At 68.5% G+C, this 19,341-nt stretch carries 23 protein-coding genes; 3 read left to right on the top strand and 20 right to left on the bottom strand.

Annotation, left to right across the window (positions count from 1 at the left end; genetic code table 11):
- Position 1 precedes the first annotated feature (1 nt).
- Positions 2 to 571, top strand: coding sequence for a superoxide dismutase family protein (locus tag ACP7AZ_RS12965; protein WP_426039052.1), 570 nt, complete (start codon positions 2 to 4; stop codon positions 569 to 571).
- A 217-nt stretch (positions 572 to 788) separates the two neighbouring features.
- Complete coding sequence (locus tag ACP7AZ_RS12960) at positions 789 to 1,721, top strand: IS481 family transposase (protein WP_426039051.1); 933 nt, start codon at positions 789 to 791, stop codon at positions 1,719 to 1,721.
- On the opposite strand, the gene ACP7AZ_RS12955 is transcribed toward ACP7AZ_RS12960, so the two are convergent.
- The 16 genes from ACP7AZ_RS12955 to ACP7AZ_RS12880 form a co-directional block, all read right to left on the bottom strand.
- Positions 1,718 to 2,626 (bottom strand): DMT family transporter, encoded by a 909-nt coding sequence (locus tag ACP7AZ_RS12955; RefSeq protein WP_426039050.1) that lies wholly within the window; start codon positions 2,624 to 2,626, stop codon positions 1,718 to 1,720. The two genes, ACP7AZ_RS12960 and ACP7AZ_RS12955, sit on opposite strands and share 4 nt — an antisense overlap.
- An 81-nt stretch (positions 2,627 to 2,707) precedes the next feature.
- A complete protein-coding gene (gene ssb / locus ACP7AZ_RS12950) occupies positions 2,708 to 3,208 on the bottom strand; it encodes a single-stranded DNA-binding protein (RefSeq protein WP_303697072.1) in 501 nt (166 codons plus the stop codon).
- 108 nt (positions 3,209 to 3,316) lie between these two features.
- Entirely contained in the window at positions 3,317 to 3,751 is a 435-nt protein-coding gene (locus ACP7AZ_RS12945; protein ID WP_426039049.1) for a hypothetical protein, read from the bottom strand.
- On the bottom strand, positions 3,751 to 4,455 hold the full coding sequence (locus tag ACP7AZ_RS12940) for a hypothetical protein (protein ID WP_426039048.1): 705 nt from the start codon (positions 4,453 to 4,455) through the stop codon (positions 3,751 to 3,753). Before ACP7AZ_RS12940 ends, ACP7AZ_RS12945 begins: the two co-directional genes overlap by 1 nt.
- Before the next feature lie 91 nt (positions 4,456 to 4,546).
- Positions 4,547 to 7,363: a transcriptional regulator gene (locus ACP7AZ_RS12935; RefSeq protein ID WP_426039047.1), complete on the bottom strand. Its 2,817-nt coding sequence runs from the start codon at positions 7,361 to 7,363 to the stop codon at positions 4,547 to 4,549.
- Between the two features lie 244 nt (positions 7,364 to 7,607).
- Positions 7,608 to 8,438 carry a flagellin gene (locus ACP7AZ_RS12930; RefSeq protein ID WP_426039046.1) on the bottom strand — a complete coding sequence of 277 codons (831 nt, stop codon included), beginning with the start codon at positions 8,436 to 8,438 and terminating at the stop codon, positions 7,608 to 7,610.
- Positions 8,439 to 8,576: 138 nt separating this feature from the next.
- Positions 8,577 to 8,867, bottom strand: coding sequence for a flagellar protein FlaG (locus ACP7AZ_RS12925; RefSeq protein ID WP_426039045.1), 291 nt, complete (start codon positions 8,865 to 8,867; stop codon positions 8,577 to 8,579).
- Between the two features lie 75 nt (positions 8,868 to 8,942).
- On the bottom strand, positions 8,943 to 9,776 hold the full coding sequence (locus ACP7AZ_RS12920) for a flagellin (protein ID WP_426039044.1): 834 nt from the start codon (positions 9,774 to 9,776) through the stop codon (positions 8,943 to 8,945).
- A 405-nt stretch (positions 9,777 to 10,181) separates the two neighbouring features.
- Positions 10,182 to 10,640, bottom strand: coding sequence for a hypothetical protein (locus tag ACP7AZ_RS12915; RefSeq protein ID WP_426039043.1), 459 nt, complete (start codon positions 10,638 to 10,640; stop codon positions 10,182 to 10,184).
- Positions 10,637 to 11,020 (bottom strand): M15 family metallopeptidase, encoded by a 384-nt coding sequence (locus ACP7AZ_RS12910; RefSeq protein ID WP_426039042.1) that lies wholly within the window; start codon positions 11,018 to 11,020, stop codon positions 10,637 to 10,639. The genes ACP7AZ_RS12915 and ACP7AZ_RS12910 overlap by 4 nt, the downstream gene beginning before the upstream one ends.
- Positions 11,017 to 11,301, bottom strand: coding sequence for a hypothetical protein (locus ACP7AZ_RS12905; protein ID WP_426039041.1), 285 nt, complete (start codon positions 11,299 to 11,301; stop codon positions 11,017 to 11,019). Before ACP7AZ_RS12905 ends, ACP7AZ_RS12910 begins: the two co-directional genes overlap by 4 nt.
- Entirely contained in the window at positions 11,294 to 11,461 is a 168-nt protein-coding gene (locus ACP7AZ_RS12900) for a hypothetical protein (RefSeq protein ID WP_426039040.1), read from the bottom strand. Before ACP7AZ_RS12900 ends, ACP7AZ_RS12905 begins: the two co-directional genes overlap by 8 nt.
- A 5-nt stretch (positions 11,462 to 11,466) precedes the next feature.
- Positions 11,467 to 12,915, bottom strand: a complete 1,449-nt coding sequence (locus tag ACP7AZ_RS12895; protein ID WP_426039039.1) for a DUF2793 domain-containing protein — start codon at positions 12,913 to 12,915, stop codon at positions 11,467 to 11,469.
- A gap of 278 nt (positions 12,916 to 13,193) precedes the next feature.
- Positions 13,194 to 13,922: an anti-sigma factor gene (locus ACP7AZ_RS12890; RefSeq protein ID WP_426039038.1), complete on the bottom strand. Its 729-nt coding sequence runs from the start codon at positions 13,920 to 13,922 to the stop codon at positions 13,194 to 13,196.
- The gene (locus ACP7AZ_RS12885; RefSeq protein WP_426039037.1) at positions 13,919 to 14,476 is read right to left on the bottom strand and encodes a sigma-70 family RNA polymerase sigma factor; all 558 of its coding nucleotides are present in this window, start codon (positions 14,474 to 14,476) and stop codon (positions 13,919 to 13,921) included. The genes ACP7AZ_RS12890 and ACP7AZ_RS12885 overlap by 4 nt, the downstream gene beginning before the upstream one ends.
- Before the next feature lie 73 nt (positions 14,477 to 14,549).
- Positions 14,550 to 15,011 (bottom strand): DUF4112 domain-containing protein, encoded by a 462-nt coding sequence (locus ACP7AZ_RS12880; RefSeq protein ID WP_426039036.1) that lies wholly within the window; start codon positions 15,009 to 15,011, stop codon positions 14,550 to 14,552.
- Between the two features lie 68 nt (positions 15,012 to 15,079).
- Between ACP7AZ_RS12880 and ACP7AZ_RS12875 the strand changes: the two genes are divergently transcribed.
- A complete protein-coding gene (locus tag ACP7AZ_RS12875) occupies positions 15,080 to 16,048 on the top strand; it encodes an endonuclease/exonuclease/phosphatase family protein (protein WP_426039035.1) in 969 nt (322 codons plus the stop codon).
- Here ACP7AZ_RS12875 and ACP7AZ_RS12870 read toward each other — a convergent pair.
- The 4 genes from ACP7AZ_RS12870 to ACP7AZ_RS12855 all read right to left on the bottom strand — a co-directional run bounded on the left by ACP7AZ_RS12870 (position 16,020) and on the right by ACP7AZ_RS12855 (position 19,207).
- Positions 16,020 to 17,222, bottom strand: a complete 1,203-nt coding sequence (locus ACP7AZ_RS12870) for a CCA tRNA nucleotidyltransferase (RefSeq protein ID WP_426039034.1) — start codon at positions 17,220 to 17,222, stop codon at positions 16,020 to 16,022. The two genes, ACP7AZ_RS12875 and ACP7AZ_RS12870, sit on opposite strands and share 29 nt — an antisense overlap.
- Entirely contained in the window at positions 17,219 to 17,884 is a 666-nt protein-coding gene (locus tag ACP7AZ_RS12865; protein WP_426039033.1) for a CoA pyrophosphatase, read from the bottom strand. The genes ACP7AZ_RS12870 and ACP7AZ_RS12865 overlap by 4 nt, the downstream gene beginning before the upstream one ends.
- A complete protein-coding gene (locus ACP7AZ_RS12860) occupies positions 17,881 to 18,444 on the bottom strand; it encodes a DUF1285 domain-containing protein (RefSeq protein WP_426039032.1) in 564 nt (187 codons plus the stop codon). Before ACP7AZ_RS12860 ends, ACP7AZ_RS12865 begins: the two co-directional genes overlap by 4 nt.
- A 271-nt stretch (positions 18,445 to 18,715) precedes the next feature.
- Positions 18,716 to 19,207: a GNAT family N-acetyltransferase gene (locus ACP7AZ_RS12855; RefSeq protein WP_426039031.1), complete on the bottom strand. Its 492-nt coding sequence runs from the start codon at positions 19,205 to 19,207 to the stop codon at positions 18,716 to 18,718.
- Positions 19,208 to 19,341: the final 134 nt, after the last annotated feature.

Genomic DNA, 19,341 nt, shown 5'->3' with positions numbered 1-19,341 from the left:
CATGCGCTCCGCAGCCCTCGCCCTCGCCCTCCTCGCCGCCCCGCTGGGAGCCTGCGTCAGCGTCACCGCCAACGACTACGGCGATCACACGATGATGCGGGCGACGCCGGGCGACTTCGGCGAGGCGACCCTCGTGAACGTCTCCGGCGCGCGAATCGGCCGGGCCGTGCTGACGCAGGGCGCGACGGGCCTGCTGATCCGGATCGAGGCGACCGGCCTGACGCCGGGCTGGCACGGGGTGCATATCCATGCCGTCGGCGAATGCGCCGCGCCCTTCACCTCGGCCGGAGCCCATGTGAACCACGGCGAGCCCAAGGCGCCGCACGGCCTGTTGAACGCAGAAGGACCCGATGACGGGGATCTGCCCAACATCTTCGCCGCGCCCGATGGCTCGGTCTCGGCGGAGCTGTTCACCAGTCGCGCCCGGATCGCCGATGAAGGCCCGGGTCAGTGGCTGTGGGACGCGGACGGTTCGGCCATCGTCATCCACGCCAATGTCGATGACCATGTCAGCCAGCCGATCGGCGGAGCCGGCGACCGGGTGGCCTGTGGCGTGATGGCGGCGGGCTAGAGCCTGATCGTTCAAGACGGAAGCGCTTCGTGCTTCTGTCGAAGCTTGAACCAGGCTCTCGCTTACATCTGGAGCGGGATTCACGGCATCAGCGGAATCGCGAAGCGATTCCTCCTGAGCCGATCCTGCTCTAGGTGTCGAAGCTATAGAGGTTGTTCACCCGAGGGGGTGCTGAGAAGCTGGGGTTAGCCAGCCAGCCTTTAGCGGAGCCTCTCGGATGAACATTCACAAGAATGCCCGGCTGACGCCGGCGGGTCGAGCCTTGCTGACGGAACGGATCGAGACGGGTTGGCGAGCGGACGCGGCGGCCCAGGCGGCGGGCGTGTCGGTTCGCACGGCCCGCAAATGGCTGAAGCGCTCTCGTCAGGGGGCGGGCCATGCGGATCGCAGCTCGGCTCCTGGCCATTGCCCGCACCGGGCACCGCAAACGCAGGTCGCCGAGATCGAGCGGCTCAGACGCGAGCGGATGACCGGCCCCCGGATCGCGAGGACGCTGGGCATGGCCCGTTCGACGGTCGGAGCGGTGTTGCGTCGGCTGGGCCTGGGCCGGCTGTCATCGCTGGAAGCGAAGCCGCCGATCGTCCGCTACGAACGCGCTCGGCCCGGAGAGATGATCCACCTCGACATCAAGAAGCTGGGTCGCTTCGAGCGTGAGGGCCATCGCGCCACGGGCGACCGCCGGGCGGGGCGATCCCGAAAGGCAGGCTGGGACTTCCTGCACGTCTGCGTCGATGACGCCTCGCGCTTGGCCTACACTGAGCTGCTGCCCAGCGAGCGAAAGGAAGACACGACCGACTTCCTCCAGCGCGCACTCGACTGGCTGAACCGCCACGGCGTCGCCGTGGAACGGGTCATGACCGACAACGGATCGGCTTATCGCTCCGGGCTCTTCGCCGAGGCCCTGCGACAGGCCGGAGCCCGCCACGTCAGAACCCGGCCCTACACGCCCCGCACCAACGGCAAGGCCGAACGCTTCATCCAGACCACCCTGCGCGAATGGGCCTACGCCAGACCCTATGCCTCGTCCGACGAACGCGCCGCCGCCATCAAGCCCTGGACCGACGACTACAACCTCAACCGACCCCACTCTGGCATCAAGGGCATCACTCCGTGGCAACGGGTGAACAACCTTCTTGGAAACGACATCTAGGCCTTCGCCGCGCCTGCTCGCAGGCCCCGCTCCGCGAGGGCGACGACAGCCACGCCGGCCATGGTCAGGGCGGCGCCGGTGAGGATCTGCGGCGTCAGCACATCGCCCAGCAGGCCCCAGCCGATGGCGATCGAGACCACGGGGGTGGCGAGGAAATAGGGCGTCACCCGTCCGGCTTCGCGTTTCTGAACCAGCCAGAACACCATACTGGTGGCAAAGACCGACGAGATGACCCCGGCCCACAGCATGCAGACCCAGATCAGCGGGGTCGCGGCCCGGACAGCCTCGACCTGACCGGTCTCGAACATGGCTGAGCCGAACGCGAGGGTCGGCAGGGCGACAAAGGCGAGCAGCCCCTGCATCTTCAGCGGCGGGATCGAGGTGGTCCGGCGCGCGATCACGGTCGTAATCCCCCAGAAGGCCGCTGCAGCGATGATCACCAGGATGGCGGGCCAGTCATGCAGGGCATGGGGATCGGCCGACATCCAGGCGACGCCGATGAGCGACACGACCATCCCGATCAGAGCGGCGATCGACAGCCGCTCGCCCAGCAGCAGGAAGGCGAACAGGGCCGTAAAGGGGATCCAGAGCTGGGACGCGACCGCGACCGGGCTGACGTCTTCGGCCAGGGAGAAGCTTAGATAGAGCAGGCCATAGTGCAGGGGTCCGCCGAGGATGACGATCAGGACCAGGCTCTTCCAGTTGGGAAAGGGCGGACGCACGAAGGGGATCAGGCACAGGGCGGCGATGGAGAAGCGAATGGCTCCGGTCAGCAGCGGTGGCAGCACCTCGGTCGCCACCTTGGCGGCGGCATTGTTGGCCCCCCAGATCACCACGATGGCAGCGATCGCGCCGATCTCCATCAGGGACAGCGGACTGTGGGGCTTGTCGGGAGTTACGGGCACGGACGGCCTATCGCATGCCCGAACAAAAACGTCGGCTCACAATGCATGAGCCGACGTTTCGATTGCGATGGACCGGTCTGTTTAGAACGGGATGTCGTCGTTGAGGTCGTAGCTTTCCTTCGGGCCGGAGGGCTTGTTGGCGCCGCCGGTGGAGAAGCCCGAGGAATAGTCGTCATCGTTCGAGCGACCGCCCGAACCCTGACCGCCGCCTTGCGAAGCCCCGCCGCCGTCACGGCCGCCCAGCATGGTCAGCTGGCCGTTGAAGCGGCCGATGATGATTTCGGTGGTGTATTTCTCGACGCCGTCCTTGTCGGTCCACTTGCGCGTTTGGAGCGAGCCTTCGACATAGACGGTCGAGCCCTTTTTCACATAGTTTTCAACGACCTTGACGATGTTGTCGTTGAAGACCGAAACACGGTGCCATTCGGTCTTTTCCTTGCGCTCGCCCGATGACTTGTCACGCCAGGTCTCGGAGGTGGCCAGGGAGAAGTTGGCGATGCGGTCGCCGTTAGGCATGGAACGGATTTCCGGATCGCGACCCAGATTGCCGATGAGGATGACCTTGTTGACGCTTCCCGCCATGATGAAATTCTTTCTCTGATCGCTCCGGCGCGACTGTGCGACCGGGCTGAAAATCCTGGTCCCGCGAGGCGCGCCCGCGAAACCGTTAACACGTGTTCCGAGTTTGTTCTACTGTCCCGGGAACGAGGGCGGGGCGCGTTCCTCGACCACGACGCCCAGTTCGGTGACGCCCCGCTCGATGGCGCCCGGCACCGCCAGGCGGCCGTCGCCGGTCCGCGCCAGGGCGAAGAACCGCGCCCCCTCCAGCGTCCGCGCGAACGAGACCCCCCGACGGTCGACGAAGATGAACTGGCCCTGATAGGCGCCGGTGACCTCCTCGCGCGTGCTGCCCAGGCCGCGGAAACGCAGACGCATTTCCTCCAGCCGGGCGGCGCACATCTCGATCTGGACCTGGTCACGCGCGACGACGTTGAAGACCGGCTCGCCCTCAGACTGCTCAACCGCATAGCAGACGCCGGTATCGGTCGGGGCCTTCACCGCCTGGGCGCAGCCCGCAAGGACCGGGATCGCCAGGAGCGATGCGATCAGGGTGGGGCGGATCATCAGTTCAGGCTCGGGAACTGGCAGCTGCGATCCTGGTCGGCCAGGATGCGGAAGCGCGTGTTGTCATTGGACTGCTCGACGCGCCGGGGCACCAGACGCAGGGTCAGATTGCCGTGGCGGCCGTACTGGGCGTCGCCAGGGCGGACGCAGGTTCCTGCGTACAGGGCCTGGACGCACTGGTTCAGGCTCATCTGGCCCAGCTCACGCCAGTCCGAGCCGGTGAAGCGCAGGCAGGGTGCTCCGGACGCGCGCTCCACGCGCGGCTGGGGCTGCAGCTGGGGCTGCGGCTTTTCGGGAAGGGTCGTGTCGTAGGGATCGACGACGCCGCTGCCGGCTGTCGCCGTCGTGTCGGGCAGGGCTGGCGGCGGGGAGAAGGACGCCGTCGGGGCGGCGGCGAGGGCGCCCGTCTCGTCGAGACCCACATCCAGGGCGTCCGTGGCCAAGCCGTTGCGTCGGGCGCAGTCGGAAAGGGTCGCCATTCCGATGAACTGGCCATCGACGAAGCAGCGCAACGCTCGTGTCGGCTCCAGGGAAGGCGCATCGCCGACATTGACCGTCAGCCCGCCGGGGCCTTCGGTTTCCGGCGCTTTCGGCGCGGCCGGTTCACGGCTTCCGCCGAACACCAGGGCCAGCACCACGGCCGCCAGGACGGCGAGGCCCACACCGATGGCGATGATGACGCGATTGTCGTTGGGCAGTTGCATGAAGCGGAGCTCGCTGGGCGTCGGGCCTTGAAGGCCTCAATAACCCCGCCCCGCCCCGGGGCGTCAACTGCGAAGCGAAAACGGCGCCCGCTTATCCGGTCAGCCGGGCGAGCGCAGCCCGATAGTTGGCGAGCTGATTGGTCAGATAGGCCGGGACGGGGCCGGACGCCGAAGCGGTCGCGTCCTGGGGCGCCAGTCCGCGATAGGCGTCGCGGATGACCTTGAGCGCGCCCTGAAGCTTTTCGCCGGCCGCAGTGATCGCAGCCGCGTTGTTCAGGGTCAGGTTGCCGGGCAGGTCCAGGCCGAACGTCTTCACACTGGTGTCGGCCGCGGCCAGCCCGACATAGCCCGCCGACAGGCCGAGCCCCATCAGGGCGTCCCTGCCCGTCTCGCCTGCGGTCAGGATCGCGCCGGTCTTGCCGTCCTTGGCCATGATTGACAGGCGCTGGACGCCGCCGGTGGTGGTCGTGGTCTCGCCGTCCTTGCCGGTGACCGCGCCGCCTTCGGAGGCGACAGTGACCTTCAGCTTGCCGCCGGACGCCACGCTGATCTTGCGGGCCAGAGTCGCCAGGGTATCCTTGGCGTCGATGGTCACAGCCTGGGCCCGGCCGCCGTTGGCGGGCGTGATATAGAAGCGGTCGCCGACCCGCAGGGAGGTGGCGTCGGTCAGTTTTTTGGAATCGCTCTGGTCGATCTCGCCCTGCGGCAGGCCCAGACGGTCCAGGACGCTGGCCCCGCCGGACGCGACAGCGAGGGTCATCGGCTTGGCCTGGTCGCCGTCTCCGGACCAGGTGCGGGTGTATTCGACCGCGCCGGTCAAGGGGTCGAGCCGGGTCAGATAGGCCTTGGTCGGGTCCGTGTCCTTTGCGGCGGGATCGCGGTCGGCGATGCCCGTGATCCAGACCTTCCCGTCATGGACCTTCACGTCGGCGGCCGTGTCGTCGCCCGCGTCGCCGTACCAGCTTAGCCGATCGGTCCCTGCGGCCGTCAGGTCGGTCGAGATGGCGGCGACGAAGACGTCCTTGCCGCCCGAATGGGCCGTGGTCGTGGTCCCGGCAGCGAGACCGCTGTCGCGGCTGGTCCCGGTCAGGATGACCTTCCCGTTGCCGACGGCGATGCCGGCGATCTCGCCCGAAATGGCGCCGAGGTCGCGCGTCGAGGCCAGGGTCGGCACGCCCGCAGTGTCCAGGGTGAAGCGGCGCACGACCGCGTGGCCGTCCTCGACGCCGGCGGTGTAGAGGTTGGAGCCGTCGATGGTCATCGCATCGACGCTGTCGTCGCCGCCGGTGCCGAACTGGCTCTGGCCGATCGCCTTGGAGACGATGCCCGCTGTCGGATAGGGCTCGCCCGCCTTGAAGGCCTGGACATAGCCATCCCAGCCGCCAACCGAGACGGATCCGGGAATGGCCGATTTCGACCGCCCGCCGATATAGACCAGGCCGTCGCCGCCGAAAGAGACGCTGGTCGCCTCATCGGCCGCGCGGGCACCGCGACGCTGGGTCCACTGCTCCTCGCCGTCCTTGTTGAACACGGTGACGAAGCTGTCGGCGACGTTGGCGACATCTCCGGTCTTGCCCGCGTCCGTGCTGGAAGTGTTCAGCGAGCCCGTGACGGAGCCCGCGACAGCGACATCGCCGTTGTCGTCGATGGCGATGGCATAGCCGCTGGCGGTCGAGGCGGCCCCCAGGGTGCGGGTCGCGACCAGCCGTCCAGCCGAATCGTACTTCATCAGGGCGACGTCCTGAACGCCCTTGATCGGCTGGCTCGTCCCGCCGGAGGTGACGTCGCCGACGATCCAAAGCGAGCCGTCCGGCCCGACCGCGCTGGCGCGGACGGCGGTGACGCCCTCGGGCATCTTCTCCTGGGATATGCGGCCATCGACCCATTGGGTCTCGCCGACGTTGCCGCCGGCGGGCTGGGCCGCCGTGCCGCCGTCGCTCTGGAACTTCAGGATCTGGTTGATGGTGGTGGCTGGGACGGTCGTCTTGGTGGTAGATACGCCGTTGACCGTTGTGGTCACGGTCGTGGCCGGGGCGCCGGCGGACTGGACGACATAGACGGCGTCCGATGTCTCGGAGGCGGTGAAGCCGACGGTCTCGGTCGAGGTCCCGCGGATCGCGAGCGCCCACCTGTCGGGGCCCGCCGGCAGGGTCACGGGCTTTCCGGCGACCTGGATGACCTTGGGCTCCGCCTTGATCTGGTCGCGGCCGATGCGGGTCTGGAAGCCGGCGGCCTCCAGCTTGCCATTGATGAAGCTCGTGACAGAGTCCATCGTCCGGGGCGTCGAACCCATATCGGACAGATCGATCGGCACGGCCGTGGTCTGGGTCGAAAGCCCGACCGGCACCTTGATGGTGATGTTGAACCTGGTGTCGCCCTCGAAAGCCTTCACCGGCGTGTCCAGCGCGCCTTCGTGGATCGGGCCGGTGATCGAGTTGGAGCTGTCACGAGGGACGCCGGCGGTCGTCTTGGAGGTCGAGGACGACGTACCCTGCACCATGCGGAGCGCGTCGAATTCGGCCTTGCCGAGGTAGGAGCCGATTTCGGCGAGGCCCGAGGCGAATCGTTTCTGGGTCAGGGCCAGGTCGGTGGTGCTCAGGCCCTTGACCGAGGCGCGATTGGCCAGGGCGTTGAGCGACTCCAGCCCCTGATAGAGGGCGAACAGCTTCCTGTAGTCGGCCGAGGCGCCCTTCACGTCGAGCTGGGCGGCGTCCTCGTTGACGAAGGCGCGGCCGCCGAGCGCGGCGCGAACCAGGGCGTCCGGCTTGGGCGCGGTCGCCTGGGCCGAGGTGCTCCACGGCGCGGTCGGCTGGGCTTTCTTCGTGACAAGATTGGTCAGCGCAGCCGAGGACGCGGGGTCATACGAACCGCCGAACAGAACCATCAGATAGCTGTTGTTGATCGCCACTCGATCCTCCGCGGAGGACGGTACGCGAGCGGGCTCAATGCGAGATTAACGTCCGACCAGGGAACGATGGAATGCGAATCGTGTTCTGATCTCGTCGGACAGGAGTGAGATCATGATCTTCCCGAAGTCGCTAATCCAGAACCTGCTGGCCCTGTACGGGTTCGGAGACCGCTCGCATCCGCCGCGCCGCCGCCCTGGTCCTGTGGTGATCGGGCACACCCCGGGCCCTGGCCGATTCTGATCCTTACTGGAACAGGGACAGAATGATCTGCGGCGCCTGGTTGGCGATCGACAGGGCCTGAGCTCCGAGTTGCTGCTGCACCTGCAACGCCTGCAAGCGCGCGCTTTCCTTGGCTAGGTCTGCGTCCACAAGATTACCGATGCCCGATTCGATCGTGTCGGCGAGCTTCGAGACGAAGGTGTTGTGCGCCGAGATCTGTTTGGCCTGGGCTCCCAGGTCGCCAAGCGCAGAGTTCAGCTTGCTTATCGAAGTGTCCAGCTTGCTGAGAGCCGTGGTCGCGCCGGTGATTGTCAACAGGCTGTCAGCCAGACCAAGCGTCAGAATGGATCCGCTGAGGGTCAGGTTCTTGCCCGACAGGGTCACGAACGAGGACGCGTCGGCGTTGGCGAGGAACTTCAGTCCGTTGGTCAGGGAGCCGTTCAGGACGTTGCCGCCGTCGAACTCAGCGTTCTCCACGGCCGACTTGATGGCGCGGAGCAAAGCCTGGAAGTCGGCGTTCAGCAGTTCGCGGGACTGGGTCTTGAGCGAGGCGTCCTTGGCCGCGACGACCTTCTCTTTCAGCTGGTTCAGCAGGTCGGAGATCGATTCGCCCGCCGACATGGCGACGTCGGCGATGGAGGTGGCGCGGTCCAGGCTCTGCTTCACGGCGGACAGGGCGCCGAGGTCGGCGCGCTGGCCCTGGGCGATGGCCCAGATTGCAGCGTTGTCCTTGGCTCCCTGGATTTTCAGCCCGGTGGAGACGCGATTCTGGACCCCGGTCAGGTTGTCGTTGGTGCGGGACAGGTTCTGCAGCGCGACGGCGGCGGCGGCATTGGTGTGAACGCTGTTCGTCATAGGTCTTCTAGCCCCGGGTTGTTCGCCGGGAGGCTAGGTCAGTAACAGTCACCGTATGGTTAACGCCTGTAAACCACGACGATTAACCGCGGCGGGCGATCCCGCGCGGTCTGGAGGGTTGGGCCGGCGTCTGAAAAATCAGGCGCTGGTGTCGATCAGGCCCCCGGCGGTGTAGCCTCCGCTTTCGGCCATTCGCAAAACCTGCTCTCGCGGGAACTGGCGGATGACCTCACCGGTGGTGCTGTCCAGCGTCTTGTAGATGAAGGTTCCGTGGGTGGGCCCTTCCTCGATGATCAGACGATACCGGGCGGCCTCTTCGGCCTTCTGTTCGGCGCGGTCCTGGTCGAAGTCGTTGCTCGTGGTCGCGGCCCCGGTGGCTGCGATGACGGGCAAAGCGGCGGCGCCTATCCTCTTTGCATTGGTGTCCATGGCTCCTCACGCCGGGTCTTCCGGCGTCCCTTGGGGAACGGTCGGGCGGAACCGAAGTCCCGCCCTTCCATTGGCTTATCGGAACAGGCCGAGCAGGATCGAGGTCGAGGAGTTGGCGATCGACAGAGCCTGCACACCCAGCTGTTGCTTGGTTTGCAGCGACTGCAGTCGCGCGCTTTCCTTGGCCAGATCCGCATCGACCAGGTTGCCAACCCCGGATTCCAGAGCGTCGGAGAGCTTGGCGACGAACGTGTTGTGCGTATCGAGCGCCTTAGCGCCGGTGCCCAGGCGAGCCAGGGAGGCCGACACGTTGTCGATCGAAGCGTTGACGGCCGTCAGAGCGGTGGTCGCCAGGGTGGAGGTGCCGATGGTCGTCGTAGCCGCGACGGTCACGTTGGCGCCGCCCAGCGACAGGTTTTCACCCGCCACCTTGATGGTGGAGCCGGCCGTGTTCGAGAGGGCCTTGAAGCCATTGGTGCCGGTCGAGTTGTCCAGCAGGTTCACGCCGTTGAACTTGGCGTTCGAGACCACCGTGGTGATCTGGTCGCGGATGGACTTGAAGTCTTCGTTCAAGGCCTTGCGCGAGGCCGTGGACAGCGACTTGTCAGTCGCGGACAGGGCCTTTTCTTTCAACTGGATCAGCAGGTCGGAAACCGATTCACCAGCCGCCACAGCGACATCCACGGCGGATGAGCCGCGATCCAAGCTGGTCTTGACGGCGGTGAGGGCGTTGATTTCCGAGCGCTGGCCCTGGGCGATGGCCCAGACGGCGCCGTTGTCCTTGGCCGAGTTGACCTTCTTGCCGGTGTTGATCCGGCTCTGGACGGTATCCAGTTCCCTGTTCGTAGATTGCAGGTTTTGAAGGGCGGTTAGGGCGCCCGAGTTCGTGTTCACGCTGTTCAGCGCCATGACGAAAGTCCTTGTTTCAAGGTGTTCGACCGTCATTTTGACCGTCGAGAGCATTTTGCTCAGCAACATCAGAAGCAATCGGCACGCCAGACGTCGCAATTTCGACAAACGGCCAATGCGTTGAAATAACTACGGTACTTTGCCTTAACCACGCTTCGCGCCCGGCAGGTTTTGCCGGTTTGCCGGCCGGACGGTAGGAAATGCCGGGCGCCCGGCAGGTTTTGCCGGGCGTTTCGTCCGGACGACGCGAAAACACCCTGACGAAACGGACGAAACGGACGACGTCAGGGACGCTTCGCCGCCTCTCCCGCCCGTCGCTCGGACAGCAAGGTGTCGACCGCCAGTCGCCGCGCGACGTCGCAGTCCGCGATCTGCCAGCCCCGGGTCATATAGCCGGCCTCCAGGTCACCCAGGGTCGGGGCGGCGGGAAGACGATGCAACCCGCAGGGCCGGCTCGCCATCGCCGGCAGGGAGAGGCGCGGCGGGGCAACCGACGAGATCGGGCGCGATCCGGCACAGCTCGCGGTCATGGTCGCGCAGGCGATCAGCGCGATCGGCAGGCAACGGAAGGGAAGAGTCATCGGCGGTTCTCGCAGTCTGGATGGATCGGGCGGTGGCGCGTTCCAGCGTCACGGCGGACTGGACGGCGGCGTCGAGGCGGGCGACCTGGTCGGCCTGACCCTCGGCCTCGGCGGTTCGGGCGGCGGCCTGCTGTGCGGCGGCGGCGACCGAGGCCTCGGCGCGGCTGAGCCGTCGCCGGTCGAGGTCGAACGGATCCCAGCGGAAGCCGAGACCGCCGAAGACGCCGAGGGCCAGCCAGCCCATCGGCGCCAGGGTCCGCAGGACCGGGGACAGGCCGATCACGGAAACACCCGCCGGTCGAGCTCGAAATGCGGGCCGTCGCGCAGGCGCGGCCAGTCGCCGCCCCAGACCAGGACCACACCCTTGATCTTCGCCGCCGTCTTGATGGCCTCGGCGATGCGCGGATAGAGGGGCCAGTCCCAGCGGATCGCACCCTCGACCATGGCGGCGACATCGACCGCGTGGCAGGTGATGTGCCGCGAATTCAGGGTGCGGCTGGCTCCGGCGCGGACCAGACACGCCTGCAGGGCCGGTGTCCTCAGACCTTCGGTGACCATAAAGTCGACCGGCGTGATCAGGATCGCCGCCTCGATGACGCCGACGAGGGCGGGATGGACGCCCCTCATCCGCGTGCGCGAGCGTTCGGACAGACGGAAGCTCATTTCGGGGCTCCGAGACGCAGGCGCAGATTGACCAGCAGGGCGACCAGTTGCTGGGCCGTCGGCGCGACCAGATAGAGGATCAGGGTCAGGGCCAGCAGCGACATGAGGCCCGAGGCCACCGCCGGGAGGGCGTGGGGTTCGGTCCGGTCGATGACGGCGGACAGCGACCGCCACAGGGCTAAGCTGGCCGCGAAGACATAGAGCCGGCGCCACAGCCATCTCGCCTCGGCCAGAGGTGGGGATGGAGGCCCGGATGGGGGCTGGGGGTCGTTATCAATCATTGTCGGGCCCCTCATCGGAGGCAGGATGGATCCTGGACCAGTCAGGTCCACAGACGGCGCGGCTCTCGTCGCGGGACAGGCGGCGGGGCGCCTCCAGCGCATCAAAATCCAGCAGAGGGTCGATACCGTCGAAGAAGGGATCGGCGTCGGGAGGCGGCATCGGCCTCATCCCTGAATCAGGATCACGACGACACCGCCCGAACCGGCGCCGCCCGCACCACCGGAGCTGACGCCCGCGCCGCCGCCTCCCCCGCCCGCGCCAAAGCCGCCCGCCACGCCGCCCGCCGGACCTGCGCCGGAGGTCATCGCGCCCGCGCCGCCGCCGCCGCCGCCGGCCACCGCGATGCTCGAGGCCGGCGCCGATCCGCTCGAACCGGCCGTCGAAACGCCGCCCGCGCCCCCGGAGGCGGGACAGGCGAGAACACCACCCGCGCCGCCAGGACCACCGGCTCGCGCCACGCCGCCCGCATCGAGTCCGCCGCCGCCTCCGCCGCCGCCTGGAGACCCCGGACTCTCGAGACTGCGACCCGTCTCGGCCGTGGCGATGGCCGAGGCCGCGCCGCCGGGGTTGCCGCCGTGGATGCCGGAGCCGGCCGCGCCCGCGGCGCCGCCCGCCGCGCCGCTCGCGCCGGGCTGGCCGCCGCGCGCGGTCAGGAGGGTGACGCCCGAGGCGGTGATGAGGGTGTCGCCGCCGGTTGCGCCGGACGCGCCGCCCGCGCCGAGGGTCACGGTCAGGTGGCCGGGCAGGTCCTCGACGCGCCAGACCGCCCGGGACAGGCCGCCCCCGCCGCCCCCTCCCCCGCCCTGACGCACGCCGCTCGCGCCCGAGGCTCCCGCACCGCCTCCGCCCCCGCCTCCGAGCGCCGTGACGATCAGCAGCCGGGCCCAGTCGGGCGCGACGAAGTCGCCGCCGGCTGTGAGGCGCACCGTCTCGGCCCGCGTGGCGCCGTAGGAGAACCAGACGCGGGCGTCGTCCTTGTCGATGCGCAGGGCCTCGCGCCAGGTCCCGCCGTCAGGGCTGACCTTCAGGCGCAGGTCGTCGTCGCCGATCAGGCCGAGTTCGGCGCGTCCGCCGTAGCCGCTCTGGAACAGCAGCGAGAGAACGTCGGCAGCGCCCGCCTTGTTGAAGGTGAAACGCAGGTCGCCGTCGCCACCGTCACCTGTCGACAGGGCCGTCCAAAGCGCCTTGTTCAGCCTGGCCGCGAAGGGATTTTCGGCGTCGGCCGTGGTGTTGAGGCCGAACCGGGTCAGGCCCTGCAGACGGACCGGAAACGGGGTCCAGCCGTCGTCGCCGCGCACGACGAGGGCGCCCTCGTCCAGCACGACGGCCAGCGTCCCGACCGGCGCGGGCACGCGGGTCCAGCCGCCCAGTTCGGCGCGGGCGAGATCGCCTTCCGACCACCCCGACCAGACGGCGCCGGTCGGGGTCGCGGGCAGGATGTAGAGGGCGCCGTCGTCCGGGTCGGGGGGCTGGGCCACGACGGTGCGGCTGACCACAGCCGTCTGGGCCAGAACGTCCAGTCGGGTCAGGGCCTCGTTGAGCGTGACATGTTTCTGCAGCTGACCGGCCGCCAGATAGGGCAGGTCCAGTCGCGCGCTGTGGTTCGAAGCCATTTCGATCTCCGTTGGAATGCGGAGATCAGTGTGCGGGCGCCCCGGAGGCCCGCGCGTTGAAAGGCTCTAAAAAGAGCCGGCCGTTGAATTTATTGGGGTCCTGGGTCGATCCGTTGATGGGTATCGCCGGAAAGCGGATTGCGGGGAGACCATGGAAGGGCTGGGAGGCCTCCCCGCTGACCGGATCGCGGCTGTCAGGACCCACGACGCCGCACGAGGCGGCGGCGCAACGGCCCGGTCCCGAACAACTACGGACGGCTCGCCGAGCCGGATGCGGTCTAAAGGGACTGAAGCTCGCCGGTGGCGACCACCGGGCCATCCGGCTTGTCGGCGGCGGGGGTGTGACCCGGCGCCTCCATCGAGATGGCGACGGCGACCGCCTGACCCGCAGTGGAGGCCAGGACGTCGGTCAGATGGTGATGCGAGGCGGCCGAGCCGTCGATAGCGCCGATCAGCTGGACCCCGGCCTCGCCCGGCCTGACCAGCCAAAGGTGCGGCACGGCGCTGACTCCAGCCATCGCGTCCGTGGGAGCGATGAATAGATTTCCGGTCGCGCTATCGTAGGCCAGGGCCACGACAGGAGTCCCGCCATCGGTCATGGCGATGGTGGCGACGCGGGTCACGCCGCCGGTCGGCACCGTGTGCACGATGGGCGCGGGGGTCGGACGCGTAGCCAGCAGGGCGACAGCAACGAGGCTGGCGGCCAGCAGACCGGTCGAGCCCACGGCCCAAGTCCTCCAGAAGCCGGCGCGGTTGTCGTTCGCAGCGACCGGGGCGATGCCCGCCTCGACGCGGGGCCAGACTCGGGCTGATGGCTGGACGGGTGGAATCTCAGCGATAAACCCGGCCAGATGCTCGTTCCAGACCTCGACCTCGGCAGCGAAGGCGGGATCGGAGGCCTCGCGGGCACGGGCGGCGCGCTCTTCGTCGGGCGACAAAACGCGCAGGGCCAGCTCACCGGCCAGGGCGTCGACGGCGCCGGGCTCGTCAGAAGGGAGGTCGGTCATGATTCGAGGCAGCTCCTCAGCCTGAACAGTCCCCGCCGGATCCAGCTCTTCATCGTACCCAGCGGCACGTTCTCGCGGATCGCCAGGGCGTCATAGGTAACCCCCTCCATGAAGGCAGTGCGGATGACGCCGCGAACCCTGTCCTCCAGCGTGTTGAGACAGACGTTCAGCCGGTTCACCTCATCCGTCGTCTCGATCACGTCCGAGGCCAGGGGGGCGGCGTCGGCCAGGTCGTGGGCGTCCTCGACCGGGGCGGTGCGGCGCATCGGCGCGGCCGACCTCAGACGGTCGATCGACCGGTTGCGCGCGATGGTCACCAGCCAGGTGATCGGGCTCGCGCGCGCGGGGTCGAAGGTCGAGGCCTTCCTCCAGACGGTGAGATAGGTGTCCTGCAAAACGTCCTCGGCCAATTGGCGGTCACCCAAGATACGCAGGCACACGCCCAATAGCTTCGCGGAGGTCGCTTCATAGACGATCCTGAAGGCGGCCCGGTCGCCGTGGCCCGCGTTGCCGAGGGCCACGGCCAGTTCGTCTCGCGTCAACATGGGGGTCATTCAGCGGGTCCGGCCAGTCTCGATGGCCGGAATAGGGATGGCCCCGATCGATCCGTCAAGCGAAACAGCCGCTTCAGTCGTGCAGATAGACGACACGCCGTTTTTTCGGATCGGCCTTCATCGTGGCGACGTGCCGATCGTGCTCGCCGGATGCCCGCGCGTCGCGCTCATTCGCCTCGACCCAGTGGGTGCTCTCGATGTCCTTCTGCAGCGCCTTGGCCGCCATCAGGTGGCCGGGGAAGAAGAAGTCGACCACATTGCCGGCCACCGGCACAGCCCCGGTGCCGACGTCGAGACCCAGGTAACCCGCCATCCGGGCGATGGTGTAAGGCGTGGCCCTGGCGCGCACGGCCTGGGTGAACAACCAGCCGGCGGCCCCGACGCTGTAGAGCGTGCCGACGACCGGGATCCAGGTCAGCAGACCGTCCATGCCGATGCCGAAGGGGCCGAAGCCAACGGCCCGGTCGGAGAGCTTCTTGACGCCCTCGACATTGGACCAGATCTTCTCGATATCCCCGATCGACCGCTTCGCCATGTTCGCCCTCCCAAGCGACTGGTCAACGCACCACATCGACCCGCGTTCACCAAGGATAGCAAGTCTTAGTGACTGACAGAGCCTCGCATGCGCGATTGTTCGCGGCCGGTGTCGTGGGGCTGGCGCTTCTGGCTCCGCTGGGGATCGCGCTGGCGGGCCTGAGCGGGATCGGTCACCGGTGGGTCGACATTCTCGCGCAGTTCACCGGGCCGGCGCTCGTCGCGGCGGCGGCGGGGCTGGTCGCAGCGGCGCTTTTGCGATCGTGGACCCTAATCGCGGCGGCGGTGGTCGTCTGCGCCGTCGTGCTGGCGGCCGGATCGAGCCAATGGGCGCCGCCGCGCGGAGACCCCGAGGCGGGCTCGCCGGACTTCACCCTCTACTCCGCCAATCTCCAGGCCCGGAATACGGATGTGGACGCGATAGCGACCTCAATCGCCGCGGCCGATGCGGACGTCGTCGTCCTCGTCGAGTTCGGGGATGCGCCGGCAGCGGAGATCGACAGGGTGCTGGCGCGATACCCCTATCGGGCCGTCAACGGCCGCATCGACCGGCCAGGCGGCGCCGCCCGGTCGGTGATCGCTTCGCGGCGGCCGTTGCACGACATCCGGCTTCGCATTCCAGCCCTGTTCGTTGTGGGGGCACGGGTGGAGACCGATCTGGGCCCGGTCACGGTCGCGGGCGTGCACATGACGCGGCCATGGCCCTATCAGATCCAGTGGGAGCAGATTCGCCAGGCCGAGGGACTGTCGGACTGGGCGAGGTCGGTCGACGGCCCGGTGATCGCGGCCGGGGATTTCAACAGCGTCTCCAGCGCCCGGATCGGCCGGATCATCAAGGGCAACGGCGCGTTGATCCCCGCGCCGGGTTGGCCGGGGACCTGGCCGACGAAGCTGCCAGACGCCGCCGGCATGACAATCGACCAGGTCTATCGCTCGCCCGATCTGGCCCTGGTGGAGCGGCGGCTGGGCCTGCCCACGGGATCGGACCACCGACCGGTCATAACCCGCTTCAAAAGGGCCGCTTCGCCAGCCGAGTGAGCCGCGCCTGATGGCCGTCGGCGGGGAAGTCGTCGGCGATCCATTCGGCCTCGAAGGCCTTCAGGATGAGGCCATGCCCGGGGCCGGGCTCAAAGCCCATTTTCGCTAGGTCGCGGCCGCCGACCGGCAGGCGGGGGACAGGCCAGCGTTCGATAAGCGCCAACGCCGGGGCGGTATCGGCCTGCGGCTGAAGCCCGCCGCCGCGCCGGATTCGGTCGCTGACGGCCTCCTTGCCGAGGCGATAGATCAGCGCCCGCAGCTCACGCTCTCCGGTCGTCGGATCGAGCGGTCCCCCGGCTGCGGCCGCAAGGCGCCTCTCGATCGCCCTGGGCAGACGCAGGCCGCGCGCGATGTCCGCCGCAGCGGCCGGGTCATCCGGCAGCAGGGCCGACAGCCGCAGGACCGGATCGTCGCTGGCGGCGCTCAACGCATCGAAGGCCCCGAGCCCGGACACCGCAGGAAACAGCCGCTCCAGCACCCCGGCGTCGCGCATCGCATGGATGGCCGCGCGCGGATCGGGCGCGGCCAGCAGCTTCATCAGTTCCTTCGACACCCGCTCGGCGGACAGCCGCGTCAGCCCTGAGGCGTGGGCGGCGCAGGCGGCGAGGCCCTCGGCGTCAGGGTCCGAACCACCATACCAGGCGAAGAAGCGGAAGAAGCGCAGGATGCGGAGATAGTCCTCCTCGATCCGCGTGTTCGGGTCGCCGACGAAGACGACGCGTCCGGCGAGCGCATCCTCCACCCCCTGCCCTGTCGGGTCGAAGATGGCGCCGGTGCGATCGGCATAGAGGGCGTTCAGGCGGAAGTCGCGGCGCGCTGCGTCCTCGGCCCAATCGTCGGTGAAGGCCACAACGGCGCGGCGACCGTCGGTCTCAACGTCGCACCGCAGGCTGGTGATTTCGTAGGGCTTCCTCTCCGAGACGGCGGTGACCGTGCCGTGGGCGATGCCTGTGGGAACGACCTTGATCCCGGCCGCCTTCAGCGCCGCCATCGACTCCTCGGGCTTCAGCCGGGTGGCGACATCGAAGTCGTCCACGGGCCGTCCGACGAGGGCGTTCCGAACCGAACCGCCGACGAAACGGGCGCTGTCGGGGCCGCCCGCTGCCTCCAGCGCGTCGAAGACGGCGGCGGTCGCGGAACTCGTCAGCCAGTCCTGGCCCTCCAGCCGGGTCACGCGGCGTCCTCGGCGGCCGATTCGGGGAGGTTTACCTCGTCGCCATAGAGGCGCGCGCGCAGGCCGCGGATAATGCCGGCGGTCGCGCCCCAGATGTACTGCTCGTTCCAGGTCATCGCCCAGAACCACCGTTTGACGCCCTCGGGCGCCTCAAGATGGTCGCGGCTGTGGTTGGCCGGGTCCATGAGGAAGTCCCAGGGGGTCTGGAAGATTTCCGCCACCTCGTCAGGCGAAGCCTTCAAGGGCGGCAGGTGCGCGACCCAGCCGACGACGGGCGTGACCAGATAGCCGGTGCCGGTCTCGTAAGGGTCGGACAGACCCAGCACGGTGACAGCGGCAGGGTCGAGATCGACCTCCTCCCGCGCCTCGCGCAGGGCGGCGTCGACCGCCGTCTCTCCGGGGTCGAGCCGACCGCCGGGAAAGGCGACCTGGCCGGTGTGTCTGGCCAGGCTGTCGGCACGACGGGTCAGCAGAACGCGCGCGCCCGCGGGATCGGCGACGATCGGGATCAGGACGGCGGCGGGCTTCAGCGGACCGGGCGTCCAGCGCGGCGCGCCAGGGTTCAGGTCGAAGTCCGAGCGGATGGCGCGCGTCTCCGCCCGCCAGTCGCCGACCGGCACCAGCCGCTCGACCAACCGATCTTTCAGGGTCCGATGGCTCATGCCACGCCCGCTCCCGGCGGACCGAGCGGGAACCAGACTCCGCCGGACCGGACGGCGAGGCGGCCATCCCTGACCTCGGCCATCTCGACCAGATCGTAGAAGACGGTGCGTGCGATGCGGGCCTCGAGGTCGGCGCGGACATGGACGCGGGGCGCGGGTTCTCCGGTCACGGGATCGGTCTCGACGGTGATCGGGTGGTCGGGCCCGGCGCGCGTCTCGTCGCCGACATCGGTGGTGAAGACCAGGTCGTCGCCGTCGCGGGTCATGGTCACCGCGCGGAACGGCAGGTCCTCGACCTCGATCCGCATCTTCTCGAGAGGGGTGACGAGGTGATAGCCGTCGGAGTCGCGCCTCAGCACCGTCGAGAACAGCTGCACCAGTTCGGCGCGGCCGATCGGCGAACCCTCATGCATCCAGACGCCGTCTGCGCGGATGACGATGTCGATGTCGCCGCCATGGGCCGGATGCCAAAGATGCACCGGCGGCAGGCCACGACCCGGCGCCTGTCTGGCGGCGGCCGTTATTCCGGCGAGACCCTGGGATGGTTCGGAAGCGCTCATTCATTTCACCGTGCACCCCGGCGAAGGCCGGGGTCCAGATGGAAAACTCCTGCGGGGCCGATGCGGTTCGACCATAGCTCCACCTGCCTTTCGTCATCCTCCGGCGCAGCGAAGCGGAGACCCGGGGACCCAGCGGCGCGCGAGAGCGCGAACCTGCCACGCACAGGCATGTTTCCGACTCCGTGCCTGAACAGATCGCCTTCGGCGCCGCTAGGTCCCCCGGTCTGCGGCGCGAAGGCGCGCCTTGCCGGAGGATGACGAAAGCAGAAAGTCAGGCCGCAAGCGCCAACCCGGAAGGCGCGGCGCTGGTAATCGGCAACCACATCACACGCTGTGGATCGGCGGGCCCGGGCAGGCGCACGTCCGGCGCGGGCTGGAAGCCGAAGCGCGAGAAATAGGGCGGGTCGCCGACCAGCAGCACGCCGGCCACGCCCCGGGCCTGCGCCTCGCCGAGGCAGGCGCCGACCAGATCCGCGCCTATCCCCCCGCGCCGCGTATCCTGAGCCACCGCGATCGGCCCGAGGAAGAGGGCGTCCAGCCCATCCACCGTGATCGACCACAGTCGCACCCAGCCGATCATCCGGCCATTCTCGCGCGCCACGAAGGCGGCCGCGATACTGGCGGATTCACGAATGCGCTCCGCCGTCTTGGCGAAACGGCCGGGGCCGAAGGCGACCAGCACCAGCGCCTCCGCCTCTTCGCGGTCGGCGGGCGTCTCGGAGGCGATCCGGAAACTGTTCGAGAGGACGGGCGCGGCGCTCATGGCGCGGGCGCTTAGGGGCAATGGGGGGCAGGATCAAGGCACCCCGTTCTTTCGTCATCCTCCGGCGAAGCGAAGCGGAGCCCGGGGGACCCAGCGGCGCGCGGGAGCGCGAAACTGCCGCGCGCATCGCTGCT

Source organism: Brevundimonas sp. DC300-4, from assembly GCF_049897365.1.
Classification (GTDB): Bacteria; Pseudomonadota; Alphaproteobacteria; order Caulobacterales; family Caulobacteraceae; genus Brevundimonas.
Note: the sequence above shows the minus strand (reverse complement) of the source record. Positions and strands in the feature narration are given on the sequence as shown.

What these genes read in the sequence shown, in the direction of transcription:
- ACP7AZ_RS12930 (WP_426039046.1), bottom strand. Translation starts at nt 8,438, where the DNA reads ATGACGAACAGCGTTCACACCAATGCCGCCGCCGCCGTCGCGCTGCAG.
- ACP7AZ_RS12865 (WP_426039033.1), bottom strand. Translation starts at nt 17,884, where the DNA reads ATGAGCCATCGGACCCTGAAAGATCGGTTGGTCGAGCGGCTGGTGCCG.
- ACP7AZ_RS12925 (WP_426039045.1), bottom strand. Translation starts at nt 8,867, where the DNA reads ATGGACACCAATGCAAAGAGGATAGGCGCCGCCGCTTTGCCCGTCATC.
- ACP7AZ_RS12895 (WP_426039039.1), bottom strand. Translation starts at nt 12,915, where the DNA reads ATGGCTTCGAACCACAGCGCGCGACTGGACCTGCCCTATCTGGCGGCC.
- ACP7AZ_RS12885 (WP_426039037.1), bottom strand. Translation starts at nt 14,476, where the DNA reads ATGACCCCCATGTTGACGCGAGACGAACTGGCCGTGGCCCTCGGCAAC.
- ACP7AZ_RS12855 (WP_426039031.1), bottom strand. Translation starts at nt 19,207, where the DNA reads ATGAGCGCCGCGCCCGTCCTCTCGAACAGTTTCCGGATCGCCTCCGAG.
- ACP7AZ_RS12860 (WP_426039032.1), bottom strand. Translation starts at nt 18,444, where the DNA reads ATGAGCGCTTCCGAACCATCCCAGGGTCTCGCCGGAATAACGGCCGCC.
- ACP7AZ_RS12965 (WP_426039052.1), top strand. Translation starts at nt 2, where the DNA reads ATGCGCTCCGCAGCCCTCGCCCTCGCCCTCCTCGCCGCCCCGCTGGGA.
- ACP7AZ_RS12900 (WP_426039040.1), bottom strand. Translation starts at nt 11,461, where the DNA reads ATGCCGCCTCCCGACGCCGATCCCTTCTTCGACGGTATCGACCCTCTG.
- ACP7AZ_RS12905 (WP_426039041.1), bottom strand. Translation starts at nt 11,301, where the DNA reads ATGATTGATAACGACCCCCAGCCCCCATCCGGGCCTCCATCCCCACCT.
- ACP7AZ_RS12945 (WP_426039049.1), bottom strand. Translation starts at nt 3,751, where the DNA reads ATGATCCGCCCCACCCTGATCGCATCGCTCCTGGCGATCCCGGTCCTT.
- ACP7AZ_RS12940 (WP_426039048.1), bottom strand. Translation starts at nt 4,455, where the DNA reads ATGCAACTGCCCAACGACAATCGCGTCATCATCGCCATCGGTGTGGGC.
- ACP7AZ_RS12960 (WP_426039051.1), top strand. Translation starts at nt 789, where the DNA reads ATGAACATTCACAAGAATGCCCGGCTGACGCCGGCGGGTCGAGCCTTG.
- ACP7AZ_RS12920 (WP_426039044.1), bottom strand. Translation starts at nt 9,776, where the DNA reads ATGGCGCTGAACAGCGTGAACACGAACTCGGGCGCCCTAACCGCCCTT.
- ACP7AZ_RS12910 (WP_426039042.1), bottom strand. Translation starts at nt 11,020, where the DNA reads ATGAGCTTCCGTCTGTCCGAACGCTCGCGCACGCGGATGAGGGGCGTC.
- ssb (WP_303697072.1), bottom strand. Translation starts at nt 3,208, where the DNA reads ATGGCGGGAAGCGTCAACAAGGTCATCCTCATCGGCAATCTGGGTCGC.
- ACP7AZ_RS12880 (WP_426039036.1), bottom strand. Translation starts at nt 15,011, where the DNA reads ATGGCGAAGCGGTCGATCGGGGATATCGAGAAGATCTGGTCCAATGTC.
- ACP7AZ_RS12890 (WP_426039038.1), bottom strand. Translation starts at nt 13,922, where the DNA reads ATGACCGACCTCCCTTCTGACGAGCCCGGCGCCGTCGACGCCCTGGCC.